General features: G+C 62.3%; 14 protein-coding genes and 1 pseudogene. 9 read left to right on the forward strand and 6 right to left on the reverse strand.

Annotation, left to right across the window (positions count from 1 at the left end; genetic code table 11):
• Window positions 1-121 precede the first annotated feature (121 nt).
• Together Q8K08_RS01955 and Q8K08_RS01960 are read left to right on the forward strand one after the other, a co-directional pair.
• Window positions 122-826 (forward strand): CPBP family intramembrane glutamic endopeptidase, encoded by a 705-nt coding sequence (locus Q8K08_RS01955; RefSeq protein ID WP_305249042.1) that lies wholly within the window; start codon window positions 122-124, stop codon window positions 824-826.
• A gap of 1 nt (window position 827) precedes the next feature.
• Window positions 828-1712 (forward strand): DUF6544 family protein, encoded by an 885-nt coding sequence (locus Q8K08_RS01960; RefSeq protein WP_305249044.1) that lies wholly within the window; start codon window positions 828-830, stop codon window positions 1710-1712.
• A 22-nt stretch (window positions 1713-1734) separates the two neighbouring features.
• Here the strand turns inward: Q8K08_RS01960 and Q8K08_RS01965 are convergent, their stop codons facing one another.
• Genes Q8K08_RS01965 through Q8K08_RS01975 form a run of 3 tightly spaced genes read right to left on the reverse strand, consistent with a single transcriptional unit; the run spans window position 1735 to window position 4858 of the window.
• On the reverse strand, window positions 1735-2412 hold the full coding sequence (locus Q8K08_RS01965; RefSeq protein ID WP_305249045.1) for an ABC transporter ATP-binding protein: 678 nt from the start codon (window positions 2410-2412) through the stop codon (window positions 1735-1737).
• Entirely contained in the window at window positions 2409-3614 is a 1206-nt protein-coding gene (locus Q8K08_RS01970) for an ABC transporter permease (protein WP_305249046.1), read from the reverse strand. Before Q8K08_RS01970 ends, Q8K08_RS01965 begins: the two co-directional genes overlap by 4 nt.
• Entirely contained in the window at window positions 3614-4858 is a 1245-nt protein-coding gene (locus tag Q8K08_RS01975) for an efflux RND transporter periplasmic adaptor subunit (RefSeq protein ID WP_305249047.1), read from the reverse strand. Before Q8K08_RS01975 ends, Q8K08_RS01970 begins: the two co-directional genes overlap by 1 nt.
• Before the next feature lie 109 nt (window positions 4859-4967).
• Between Q8K08_RS01975 and Q8K08_RS01980 the strand changes: the two genes are divergently transcribed.
• From Q8K08_RS01980 to Q8K08_RS02005, 6 genes are all read left to right on the forward strand, one after another.
• Window positions 4968-5912 carry a DnaJ C-terminal domain-containing protein gene (locus Q8K08_RS01980; protein ID WP_305249048.1) on the forward strand — a complete coding sequence of 315 codons (945 nt, stop codon included), beginning with the start codon at window positions 4968-4970 and terminating at the stop codon, window positions 5910-5912.
• A complete protein-coding gene (locus Q8K08_RS01985) occupies window positions 5909-6256 on the forward strand; it encodes a hypothetical protein (RefSeq protein ID WP_305249049.1) in 348 nt (115 codons plus the stop codon). The genes Q8K08_RS01980 and Q8K08_RS01985 overlap by 4 nt, the downstream gene beginning before the upstream one ends.
• A 141-nt stretch (window positions 6257-6397) precedes the next feature.
• A complete protein-coding gene (locus tag Q8K08_RS01990; protein WP_305249050.1) occupies window positions 6398-6679 on the forward strand; it encodes a hypothetical protein in 282 nt (93 codons plus the stop codon).
• Window positions 6680-6967: 288 nt separating this feature from the next.
• Complete coding sequence (locus Q8K08_RS01995) at window positions 6968-7195, forward strand: hypothetical protein (protein ID WP_305249051.1); 228 nt, start codon at window positions 6968-6970, stop codon at window positions 7193-7195.
• Entirely contained in the window at window positions 7185-7409 is a 225-nt protein-coding gene (locus Q8K08_RS02000) for a hypothetical protein (RefSeq protein ID WP_305249053.1), read from the forward strand. Before Q8K08_RS01995 ends, Q8K08_RS02000 begins: the two co-directional genes overlap by 11 nt.
• An 11-nt stretch (window positions 7410-7420) precedes the next feature.
• Window positions 7421-7966, forward strand: coding sequence for a DUF3489 domain-containing protein (locus tag Q8K08_RS02005; protein ID WP_305249054.1), 546 nt, complete (start codon window positions 7421-7423; stop codon window positions 7964-7966).
• Window positions 7967-7983: 17 nt separating this feature from the next.
• Here the strand turns inward: Q8K08_RS02005 and Q8K08_RS02010 are convergent, their stop codons facing one another.
• Window positions 7984-8586, reverse strand: coding sequence for an urea carboxylase-associated family protein (locus tag Q8K08_RS02010; protein ID WP_305249055.1), 603 nt, complete (start codon window positions 8584-8586; stop codon window positions 7984-7986).
• A gap of 309 nt (window positions 8587-8895) precedes the next feature.
• Between Q8K08_RS02010 and Q8K08_RS02015 the strand changes: the two are divergent.
• Window positions 8896-10092, forward strand: a pseudogene (locus Q8K08_RS02015) (DEAD/DEAH box helicase); the annotation flags it as partial.
• Between the two features lie 522 nt (window positions 10093-10614).
• On the opposite strand, the gene Q8K08_RS02020 reads toward Q8K08_RS02015, so the two are convergent.
• Both Q8K08_RS02020 and Q8K08_RS02025 read right to left on the reverse strand, forming a co-directional pair.
• Window positions 10615-11868: a HAMP domain-containing sensor histidine kinase gene (locus tag Q8K08_RS02020; RefSeq protein WP_305249056.1), complete on the reverse strand. Its 1254-nt coding sequence runs from the start codon at window positions 11866-11868 to the stop codon at window positions 10615-10617.
• Window positions 11865-12518 (reverse strand): response regulator transcription factor, encoded by a 654-nt coding sequence (locus Q8K08_RS02025; RefSeq protein ID WP_304799543.1) that lies wholly within the window; start codon window positions 12516-12518, stop codon window positions 11865-11867. Before Q8K08_RS02025 ends, Q8K08_RS02020 begins: the two co-directional genes overlap by 4 nt.
• Window positions 12519-12522 lie beyond the last annotated feature (4 nt).

Below are 12522 nucleotides of genomic sequence, written 5' to 3' on the forward strand. Positions count from 1 at the left end.
TCCACATTCTGCCCACCGGGCTGGCACGGCCCGCGGGCCGAAAAGCATTCTGACCTTTCTTGTCCTGACCTTCGGCTGGACCTGGGGTCTGTGGGCGGCCATCAGCGTGCTTGGTGCTGGAATGACAAGTCTTGGTGGGGCGCTGTTTCTGGTCTCTTCCTTTGGTCCCGGTGTCGCTGCATTTGTCACGGTCTGGGCGTTGGAGGGCCGGGCAGGATTGGCGTGCTGGGTCAGCCAGTGCCTGCGCTGGCGGCTTGGCTGGCACTGGTATGCGCTGGCGGTGATATCGGCACCGCTGCTAATGCTCGCCGCAATAGGGCTGCAAGTCGCCACGGGTGGCACTGTCCCCGCCGCGACCGTCCAGGGGTCAGCGATGTTCTTCGCCGCGCAATTCGTCGTCGTCACGCTTCTCGGTGGCCCGCTGGGGGAAGAGTTTGGCTGGCGCGGGTATGCGCTGCCCGCCCTGACAGAGCGCATCGGTTGGCGCTGGGCGGCACTTTGTCTGGGCATCGTCTGGGGCATCTGGCATCTTCCCCTGTTTTGGATGCCGGGCACGGCGCAGGCTGATCTGCCAATGGGGCTGTTTCTGGCCAGCACCATTGCGCTGTCGATCGTATTGGCGCGGCTGTCAGTAAACACGGGGTTCAGCGTGTTGCCCGCGATCTTGCTGCACGGGGCGGTCAACTGGTCGGCCATGGTGCTGCCGGTTATGCCGGATGGCGAAGACCCAAGGATCTATTCGATCGTGATGGCCCTGCTGTTCGTGACCGCAGGGATCGTTATCCTGAAACCGGGGCCAGACTGGACTGCCGCATCAAGGAGATGACATGGACATCCTGAAATGGGCGGCTGTATCGCTTGCCGCGCTCGTGGTGCTGTACGTGGGGTTTACGGCACTTGGTGCGTGGCGTTGGGGTGCTGCAACACGCGGCCTTGTCGCGCGGCTGGATGCGGCTGCGGTTTCGGGGAAGGTGGCGCCGTATGTTGCGGCAGAGCTTGCGGGTCTTCCTGCGCCTGTGCGGCGGTATTTCGAACGGGCGCTGACCGATGGTCAGCCAATCATCGGGTCGGTTGACCTTGCCGTGAACGGCACGTTCAACATGGGCCTTGAGGCGCCGCAATGGAGGCCGTTCACCTCGGATCAGCGGGTGGTGACAAACCGGCCCGGCTTTGTCTGGAACGCCCGGATCATGCTGTTCCCTTTGGTGCCGGTGCGGGTCCATGACGCTTATGTGGCGGGAGAGGGGGTCTTGCGGCCCTCTGCCCTCGGGATGGTCCCGCTGGGCGAGGTTCAGGGCGTGGGCGAAATTGCAAAGGGCGAGTTGATGCGGTGGTTCGCCGAGGCCGTGTGGTATCCAACTGCGTTGCTGCCCAGTCAGGGGGTTTTGTGGGATGCAGTGAATGCGACCTCGGCGACAGCCACAATGACAGACGGGCCGATCACGCTTTCCATGCTGTTTCGGTTTGGCGCGGATGGGCTTGTCAGTGGCATCCGAATTGATGCGCGAGGCGCGCTGGTCAAAGGGATCAGCGTAATGATGCCGTGGGAAGGCCGGTTTCGCGACTACCGCCCCGTTGACGGCATGATGATCCCGTTTTTCGGTGAGGTGGCATGGATCACGCCACAGGGGGAGAGGCCGTATTTCCGGGGAACGGTCATTGGCGTGACCCACCAGTTTGGCAGCCCGAATGATGGACCGGCTGAAGGCTGATGCGCAGGACGCCCCGCGCACCCTAGCCAGTCACCAGACCATCCCCCACCACGATCTGCCGCCGGCACAGGCGCGCGATCTTTTCGTCATGGGTCGAGATGAGGAAGGTCGTGCCCTCGTCACGGTTGATCTCGGCAATCAGGTCCATCACCTGCATGGCGGACTCGCGGTCCAGATTGCCGGTGGGTTCATCCGCCAGAACCAGTTCGGGCCGGTTCATCAGCGCGCGCGCGACGGCGACGCGCTGTTTCTGGCCGCCTGACAGGTTGGTCGACGGAAAGTCGATCCGTGCGCCCAGCCCCATGCGGGTCAGCAATTCCCGTCCGCGCGCGCGGGCCGTGGCGGTTTCGCGCCCTTCGCGCACCGCCGTAGGGAAGACCACGTTCTCCAGCGCGGTGAAGTCGGGCAGCAGGTTGTGGAACTGGAACACGAAGCCGATGTGGAGGTTGCGAAAGGTCGTGAGCGCCCGGTCTTCCGCCGCCACCAGATCCTGCCCCAGCATCACTTGGGTGCCCGATGTCGGCTTCATCAGCGTGCCAAGGATGGTCAAGAGCGTGCTTTTGCCTGATCCCGAGGGGCCCAGCAGGGCGGCCATCTCGCCCGCCTCCAGCGTCAGTGACAGGCCGCGCAGCACGCGGGTTGCGGCCTCACCCGTTCCGAAGGTCTTGACCACATCCGTCACTTTCAACAGCGCGCTCATTGTCCGATGGCCGTCACCGGATCGACCCGTGCCGCCGCCCGCGCGGGCAGGATAGAGGCGAGGATTGCGCCGATCACCGTCAGCGTGATGGCAAGACCGTAAGACCCTTGGGTAATGTCCATCGGCAGGGTTCCCACCTCGAACGCGTCGCGTGACGGGAACGGCAGCAGTGCAAGATAGCCAAGAGCCGCACCCATCAGCCCGCCCATCAGCCCGATCAGCGCCCCTTGGGTGACAAACACAAAGATCACAAAGCCGCGCCCCGCGCCCATCGCCCGCATGATCCCGATCTCTGGCCTACGGCGATAGGTGGACAGCAAAAGGGCCGAAGCCACGCCGATGACAATGGTGATCAGCGCAAAAGTTTTCAGGAAGTATCCAGTCTGCGCCTGTGCATCCAGCGCCTCCATCAACTGTGCCGCCCCGTCTGTCCACGGCACAGCATCAAGCCCCGTCAAAGCGCGGATGCGCAGGGCGGTGGCGTCTGCGGCGTTCAGGTCGGCCAGTTTGATTTCGATCCTGGTCACGCCTTGCGGCAGGGCAAACAGCGTGCGCGCGGTCGGCAGGGCGACATAAATGCTGCTGCTATCCAACTGGCCATTGCCGGTGTCGAAAATCCCGCTCAGCGTCAGCACCGCCGACACCCCGCCCGACGATTGCAGCCGCAGCGTCTGGCCCAATCGCAACGACAGGTCGTCGGCCAGGCTTTGCCCAAGCACCATTAGCCCTGACCCCAGCCGTGCAGAGCCTTCGATCATATAGCCGTCCAGGTTCAGGATGGCGGACTCGCGCCCTGGTTCTACCCCGGTCACCCCGACCTGCGCCACCTGTGCGCCCCGCGTCAGGAAACCCGCTCCGGTGATCTGCGGCGATACGGCAATCACGCCCGGGACGGCTTCGATCAGAGGTATGAAGGTCGCGGCCTCGGCCAGTGTGGCTGTGCGGGTCCGGCCCCGCTCGGTCACGGTAAGAACGTGGCCCTGGGGCGTGATCAAAATGGCCGGGTCCGGATCTTCGGCCGTGATGGTGACATGCGAGATGTCGCCAACGGTGCGCGACAGGATGAATTCTGCGAGGCCTCCGATCAGCGCCGACATGAAGATGAAGATGAACACGCCGACAGCGACGCCAAGCACCAGCAGCCCGGTCTGCGCCTTGCTTGCGGTCAGGTAGCGCGTGGCGATCTTCAGCGCATAAATCATCAGGGCTGGCTCACCTGAACGGCCTGCCCGTCGCTGATGCCTGTGGCGTCATGGATCACCAGATCACCCGGTGCCAGCCCCTCGGTCACGATCAGGCGCGCGGCAGGCCAGTCGATCACCGTCACGACGCGCCGGGTGGCGATGCCTTCGGTGACGACAAACACCCAATCCTCCGCGTCGGCCGACTGGAGCGCCGCACGCGGGACCGTTAAGCCTGCGTCCTGCTGATCGACAACAATGTTTGCCGTCACTGTCAGCCCGATTGGCGCATGCACGGCCTGATCGAAGCTAAGCTTGACGGCAAGGCCACCGGTCGCTGCATCAACGCGCTGGGATACGAAGCTGACGCGTCCGGTTCGCGTTGTGGCCTCTCCCGCCAGCCGCAGAACTGCGGGAAGGCCCGCGCGAATTTGGGTGGCATAAGCCTCGTCAACATCCGTCTCGACCACGAGCTGGCTCAGGTCGGCAATTGTCAGCAAAGCCGTTGCCGGATCGACGGTCTGGCCGGGATCGACATTCAGCGCCAGAACCGTTCCTGCCATCGGGGCGAGAATGGTAAAATTGGCAAGCTGGATCTGTGCCTGATCGACCAGCGCCGTCATGCGTGCGACTTCTTGTGCCTTTGCCAGCACGCCACTTGCGGCAGTGTCCAGCACAGACCGGGCGACGTTCTGCCCAAGGGCTTCGGTCCGCGCCAAGGTCGTGACCGCTTGATCCTGTGCAACCAAGGCGGCATCGAGGCCCGCCACGGCCTGCCGCAAGATGGCCTGTGGGGCGGCGGCATCAATCTGTGCCAGTGCCATCCCTGCACGCACAGACTGTCCCTCCGCCACTGTCACCGATAGCAAAGGGCCACTGACGAGGGCACGCACGTCCACCGAGTGCAGCGCCGCGATGCGTCCGTTGACGGCAAGCACCCGAGTGACCGGAGCATATCCGGCGATTTCAACGGAAATCGGGACCGGCCCCGCTTCCCAGGGTTGCAGATAGAGCAGAAGTGCCAAAGCCGCAGCCACACTCGCGCCAAGGCCCCAGACCCAAAACCGCCGCGATGAGCGGGCGGGGGGTGACACGGCAGGCGTGTCCCGAACCATAGGCAGGTGCCGTGCGCCTTGGGCTAACGGCGGGGCTGCGGTGTCTTCCATAAGATCAGAGTCCGGTTCCGATTTTGACATATCCACATCCCGCTCATGGCCCTCGGGTTGCCCGGACAACACGACTGATGCGGGGTTCCAAGCAGCCATGTTACCTGATCACCCATCCATCGGTGCTGATGTGTATCAGCGGTGCGGCCAACCAGTCTGCTAGTCTGTGCTTTAATGTTTCCCGTGTGCATTGGTGGAAAACCGTCAGATGACCACCGATCCATACCATTCCCTTGGCTTGGCTAAGTCTGCGACGCAAGATCAGATCAAGGCCGCCTACCGCAAGCTGGTCCGGACCAGCCACCCGGACCTGCACCCCGATGACGCAGGGGCCGAGGCGAGGTTCAAGGCCATCGCTGCTGCCCATGACCTGCTGAAAGACGCGGACAGGCGGGCAAGATTTGATGCGGGCGAGATTGATGCCGAAGGCGCAGAGCGCCCGCCGCGCCACTACTATCGCGATTTTGCCGACGCTCCGGGCAATCCTTACCAGCAGGAGCGCGGATTTGACACGCAAGCGGAGTCTGGCGATGCTTTTGCCGCGTTCTTGCGTCAGCACGCACGCGGCGGCGGCGCCGATTTTGGGGGCCGGGGGTTTGCGGCTGCCGGCCCTGACCTGCGCTACACGCTTGAGGTGCCGTTTCTGGTGGCGGCACGCGGCGGTGAGTTGCCCATCACCCTGCCAGACGGGGGCAGCGTCGCCTTGAAGATCCCACAGGGCGCGCATGACGGCCAGACATTGCGATTGCGCGCCAAGGGGGGGGCCGGTTTTGGCGGTGGTCCGTCAGGTGATGCGCTGATCATCCTGACGGTAGGGCCGCATACGGTGTTTCGGCGCGAAGGGGACGACATTCTTGTCACTTTGCCGATCACCATCGACGAAGCTGTTCTGGGGGCAAAGGTCAGCGCCCCCACGATCGCAGGGCCAGTCAGCCTGACCATTCCGAAGGGGACCAGTTCTGGCCGGGTCATGCGACTGCGCGGGCGCGGCGTTGCGCGCGCATCGGGCAAGGCTGCGGGCGATCAGTTTGTTGAACTGCGCATCGTCTTGCCCCCGGTAGTCGACGACAGCTTGCGTGCCTTCATGGCTGAATGGCGCAACACCAATTCGATAGACCCGCGTGCAGAACTGCTGAACGAGGCGATGACATGACTGACCACTGCACAGAAGACGAGGTGATCGCAGCTATTCCCGGCATGACCCGACCACGGCTTGTCGCTTTTCTGCGGGCCAAGGTGGTTTTGCCGACACGGCGTCGAACGCCCGACAGCACCCCGCGCATCTTTGGCCAGATCGACATTGCCCGCATGCGCCTGCTGTGCGACCTGACCGATGGTCTTGATATCGAAGAAGATGCGTTGGTGGTCGTCATGTCGTTGATTGACCAGTTGCACATGGCGAGGCGCGACCTGCGGGCCTTGGCCCTTGCTGTGCAAGCCGAGACACCCGAAACGCGTGCCCGGATTGGTGCCGCGTTTCGTCGCTCTCCACGTTGAACAGCTTTCTACTTGCTTGTTCGTGTACACGCCCCTTGCCAAGGGTAACATCGTCCCTGCCATATCGGACCAGTTGCGCCGAGACTTAATTCTGGCTGATGGTTCGGGACTTGGACGCTTTGGGTGGCGATCTGCCCGTTGATGACCTTCGTGCTGGAATTGTTTCAACGACAACTTGGAAAAGTACCGCGACTGAATAAGCCGGCCGATATTGTTGACCAGAGCGACTTTTCGTCTGAAATTTCCTTTGCTGAACCCGCTGTCGTTGCCCACCCCGCGCCACGTTCATTCCGGATCAATCATCCATCCGCGCCGAGGCACTCGCACCCAGTTCGTGATCAAGATTGCTTCATAGGGTCAGGTGCATGTTTGCGTACCATTGATGGCTATCCCGCCCACATGATGCCCGCGCTGGCAAGCTGAAAACCCGAGGACATCCTCAACGCCATTGAGATCCGGCAGGTCACTCCCAAGGCGCTGGATTGCTTTAGCCCGCCCCGTGCGCCGCGCATCCTGTCCCGCCCGACGCGCGAATTCACGCATCTCTACATGTGGATCGGATGCCAGTGGGTGCATGTGGTGCCGCAGGCCAATGCGCCCGAAGTGTAATCATAAAGCACTGATATTGCTTGGATTTGCCTACACTGCGCGCCCCGCCAGAGCGATGGTGATTACACCAGAACGATGCAACTCACCCCCGGAGACCACGCCATGACCACCCGCCGCGCGACCGACAATGCCAAAGCCCTCGACGCCTTCATGTCCACCAAGTTCCAGATCGATGCGATGCTGGAGCGCCTGAAGTCGCTGAGCGACGACCACTTCGACACCCACCCCGACGAGATCAACTGGGGCGACGTCGGCACCTTGAACCATTACGCCAGCCTGCTGCGCCAAATCACCGACAGCGCGTTCAAGGAGGGCGAACATGCCGCTTGATCCCGCCCAGCGTCACCAGATCGAACAGGATGCCATCACCGCCGCATGGGAAGCTGAACGCCTCGCCGCCTGCGAAGAAGCCATCGCGCTGCTGCGTGAGATCGCCGATCTGGAACGCAATGACGATGGTGACGTGATCATCGGCACGGATGCCGACGGCCACAACGACCTGATGTCGCGCATTGCCGCCTTTCTTGCCGCCAACGACCAGTAGGGGAACCCACCATGACCAAACTGACAGAAACCCAGACTGTCATCCTCAGCGCCGGGGCCCAGCGCCCCGACAACATCGCCCTGCCGCTGCCCAAGGGGCTGGCTGGTGCGGCGGCGAAGATGGCTGTGTCAAAGATGATTGAGCACGGCTGGCTGCAGGAGGTCGACGCCAACCTGCGGTGCAATGAACCGCTTTGGCGCGAAACGGGCGATGGGCACGGCACGACGCTGGTGGTCACCGATGCCGGTCTGCTGGCCATCGGGGTCGAACCGGTGGAGGCGCAGAAGATTGCTGCCATTCACAACGGTGCTGCTGAGATGCCGGTGCCGAAGCCGCCCACCCGGCGCGAAGGGACGAAGCAGGCTATGCTGATCGCGATGCTGCTGACCTCCACAGGCGCGACGATGGAAGAGATCGTCGCGGCGACAGGGTGGCAGGCCCACAGCGCCCGTGGTGCCATATCGGGGGCGTTAGGCAAGAAGCTCGGGCTGATCGTGACCTCGGCCAAGGAGGCGGGCAGGGGGCGGGTCTATCGGATCGACCACCCAGCAACTTGATCTAGCCTGATGGCCGGTCAGGTCAGCAGACGGTAGTGAACCTCAGTCGGCGTGCAGGCGGCGCCGTTAATCGGGATCATGTCTTGCGGACAAGTCGACATGACCACGATGCAGTCGAGGACCGCACGCAGGGTCACGTGATCTCCGGGCTTGCTGAGCGGCTCGCCCCACGTGATCTTGCCGTCTGGGCCGACCGGAATGTTCATCCAGAGGTTCAGGGGCGCCGGACACTCCGAGATCCGTAGATCAAGCTGCCCCAGCGCAGCCCGCAGGTTATCGGTGCAGTTGTCATGATACTGCGTGCAGCCCAGCGCGGCGTAGCGATGCACATCGCAGGCGGCGATCACCGTATCATGGCGGCCCGGCGACGTGTCTTCTTCCATGATCAGAATGGGGCGCCGCCGGTTTGTTGTCAGGCCATCGCCCTTCGCCGGAAAGATGCCCTGAAGCGTTGCATGCAGGTGTTCCATCGACATGAACTCCGACAGGTCATCGGCATTAAAGCACCAGGTATCAACCACCTGTTGACCATGGGTGTTGATGATCTGGATCGCCTGGCCTTTTGCCAGTCGAACTGCGCGGCCCCGGCGCGCAGGCACAACCTGAAGGTCAGTCGTCATCTGTCGCGTCCTTTGCCACCTGCGCTGCTGGAGAAGAATGCGCGGGATATCCCGCAATACAAACGGCGCAGCTTCAGCTTTGTTGACGGACGGAACCGGGTCAAGCCATATCGGAGAACCGCCAGATGGATCTGCAGCTGATCCCAACAGGCTCGCAATGCCCAGGACCAGGTTCTTCGGTGAAATCTTCAGCTTTCGAATCCTGGCGATAGGGTTATCAATGGCTTGGAAGCCTTTGTTGGCCCTTGGAATTCGGATGCCTGACGTTTGACCTTTGACACCGCCCCTTTCCTTGCAACTTGCGTTTCGATTGATCTGGAGGTCGATCCGAAGTCTGCGCGGATCTTTGCCTTTGCGGCGGTGCGGGGTGAGGCGGCGCTGGTTCACAAGGGAGCCGTGCTGGACCCCGCGTTGGATCGGTTGGAGGCGCTCTGCGATGGGGCGGCGCATTTGCTTGGCCACAATATCCTTCGCCATGACCTGCCGCATCTGGTGGCGAACCGGGCGCGGCTGGCGGGGTTGGGGGCGGCCCCGATAGACACGCTGTGGCTGAACCCCTTGGCCTTTCCGCGCAATCCTTACCACCATCTGGTCAAGCATTATCAAGACGGGCGGCTGCAGGTCGGGCATGTGAATGACCCCGAACAGGATGCGCGGCTGGCGCTGCAGGTGCTGTCTGATCAGATCGCGGCATTCACCCGGCTGGGGCAGGAGGCGCCGGATGCCCTGCTTGCCTATCACTATCTGACGATGCGGGGCGAGGCCTCGGCCGGGTTCGATGCGCTGTTCCGGTTCATGCGCGGCCCCGCGCCAGATGAGGCCGCAGCCCACGCGGCCATCCGTCGCCTGCTGGACGGCCGTGCCTGCAATCACCGGCTGGAGCAGACGCTGGGCCGCCTGTCCGATCCACGCAACGGCTGGCCAATGGCCTATGCGCTGTCATGGATCTCGGTTGCAGGCGGGGATTCTGTCATGCCGCCTTGGGTCCGGTTGCAGTTTCCGCAAGCGGGGCGGATCGTGCGGCATCTGCGCGACACCAACTGCGGCGATCCGGGCTGTGCTTGGTGCGCCGAGAAGAACAACCCGAACGCCGCGCTGGAGCGCTGGTTTGGCTTTCCATCCTTCCGCCCGCAACCCGTCGATGAGATGGGCCGCCCCTTGCAGGAGCGCATCGTCGCCGAAGCGATGGCGGGCAAATCGGTGCTGGGGATCCTGCCCACCGGCACGGGGAAATCGGTTTGCTACCAGATCCCGGCGCTGTCGCGGTTTGACAAGACCGGTGCCCTGACGGTGGTGATCTCGCCGCTGGTCGCGCTGATGGCGGATCAGGTGCAGGGGTTGGCGCGGGCGGGGATTTCGGCTGCGGTCACGGTGAACGGCATGCTGTCGCTGCCCGAACGGCATGATGCGCTGGAAAAGGTGCGGATGGGCGATGCGGCGATGCTGCTGATCTCGCCCGAACAGTTGCGGTCACCGTCGATCCGGACCGTGCTGCAACAGCGCGAGGGGGTCCGCGATGGCTCCGTTCACAACCGTTCACCTACGGTCCAGTTGCAATATATCTCACACCGTGCCATGCCGCAATCCAGCGCTAGATCGCCCTTACACGTGCAGCGTTTAACGGCCGGAGCCAGGCAAAGGCTGGAAGCTGGCCCGCAATCGCGATGCATCAGTCACAACCAGTTTTTTTGCTAGGCCAGCGGCGAGAGTCTGCTTGCCGCCCTCCGCGAAGGCAACGGCAGGATCGACGTGCCCGGCCCTTTGCTGACGGTCAGCCCTGACGGCGTGCCGCCGTGGAGCTTCACCAAACCCGTCGTTTGTGCATGGTGCAGCATTATCCACGTTTTCAAGCTTTTCTGACAACGGGTTTGCTGACAGACATCGCGTCGCCCTTGCGTCTTAAGGTATCAATCAAGGCATCTGCAAATTTAGAAGCTACTCAGACATTGTCGTTTCCAATGTGCCGCAAGACTACCCTGCCAAGATGATTCGGTGGCGTTGTTGCACTTGTCGGCAAGCAACGAATTCCTACTGCACGTAGTTGGAATTTACGGTTTCAAAGGTCAGTTTAACCTTAACTGTCCCTTCGGAATACGAGAGCGACAGTTCAATTGCCAGCATATTTGCCAAAGAATGGACAATTGCCAGGCCGAGGCCGAGGCCAGTTGACTGTTTTCCCCGAACAAAGCGTGCGGCAGACAGATTGTAATCCAGCGCTGAGTTTTCGATAATGAGAACCCCGTCTGGAGTCAGCCGCAGGCGCGCTTCACCCGCGCCATGGTCCAGTGCATTCTCGATCAGGTTTCGCAACAAGATGGCCACAGCGTCTGCATCCGCTGTGACGAGTAGGGTTTCCAGATCACTGTCATCAAATCGGATTGGATGGCGCGCATGGGGCCGGACCTCTTCAATCAACAATCTCAGGATGCGGATAAGATCCGAAGGGCCACGCCCGATGCCGACGCCCGCTTCCAGTCGGGAAAGCTGCAACAGGCGCTCCACGCGCCGTGTCAGGGCGTCGACCGTTTCAATGGCTTTGATCGCGTCAGGATCGGCTGACAGCTCCAACCGTCCGCGCAAAGTGGCAAGGGGCGTGCGCAATTCATGTGCAGCGTTGGCGATGAAATCACGCTCAGAGTGCCGCAATGTCTCGATCCGGGCCAGATAGCTGTTCAGAGCGATGGCAAGGGGCAGCACTTCATCCGGCAGCGCATCAGGACCGATTGCGGACAGATCATCTGGCTTTCGCTGTGCAACTTCCGCCGCAAGCCGCGAAACGGGCGCTGTTGCCTCTGCCACAGTCCTGCGCAAACCGAACAGAAGCAGTCCGATCAAAGGGAGCGCGAGCACAAGAAGCGCCGAGGCTGCCTCAAGCGTTTCTTCGCGCTGCCAGTTTGCCGAATAGGCGGCTTCGATCACAACACCTTCCGTGCTGCGGCGCAGGATGCGCCAGCCCGGGGCATCGTGAAATCCATCGCTTGCAAGCGTCGGCCAAGGCGCAGGCCCTGCTGCGTGATCCGAAGACACGATGCGCAAGACCCGCGCGCCATCATTGGTTTCCACCCCCAGCATGCGCGGAATGCCCCCCTCTGACGCAGTGTCCATAAACAGCACAGTGGTTTCGACCAGCACCTCCAGCTCTTCGTCGAACATCTCAGTCATTTCATGGTTCAGGACCGCCAGAGACAGTGAAATCGTGGCAAGCCATCCTCCCATCACAAGCAGCAGAACCCGGCCTGTCAAACGACGGCGCAGCGACCACGGGCGCGGTGTCGCGGTCATGGCAGGACGTAACCAAGGCCGCGGCGCGTCTCGATGACCGCAGAGCCCAGCTTGCTGCGCAGGCGCGAGATATACACTTCAACCGCGTTGCCTTCGATAGCGGCGTCAAAGCTGCCCAAAACCTCCTCCAATGCGGATTTCGACAATACACGCCCGCGCGCGCCCAAAAGCGCATCAAACACCGCCCATTCGCGCGAAGTCAGGCGGATATCGGTCCGATCTTTCCAGATACGCGCCGCGGCGCGATCGACCTCCAGTTCGCCCACAGCAACCCGCGTTTCAGGAAGGCCCTGACCCCGTCTGGCATGGGCGCGGATGCGTGCGGATAATTCGTTCAAGTCAAAAGGTTTGACCACATAGTCATCGGCACCGGCATCAAGCCCTGCAATGCGATCACTGATCTGGTCTCGCGCCGTTGCGATCAAGACGGGCGTCCGATCGCCCGCCCGTCGGCACGCGCGCAACAGGTCCAGCCCCGACCCGTCCGGCAAGCCCAGATCAAGGATCACGCAAGCATAATCCGCAACGGCCATCGCGGCTGCGGCAGTGGCCATATCCATCGCATGATCGACGGCATGCCCATCCGCCCGCAGAAAACGCAGGACAGATTGGGCCAGATCATCCGTGTCTTCGACCAAAAGCAGACGCATGAGC

This window comes from Pseudotabrizicola sp., assembly GCF_030684215.1.
Lineage (GTDB): Bacteria > Pseudomonadota > Alphaproteobacteria > Rhodobacterales > Rhodobacteraceae > Pseudotabrizicola.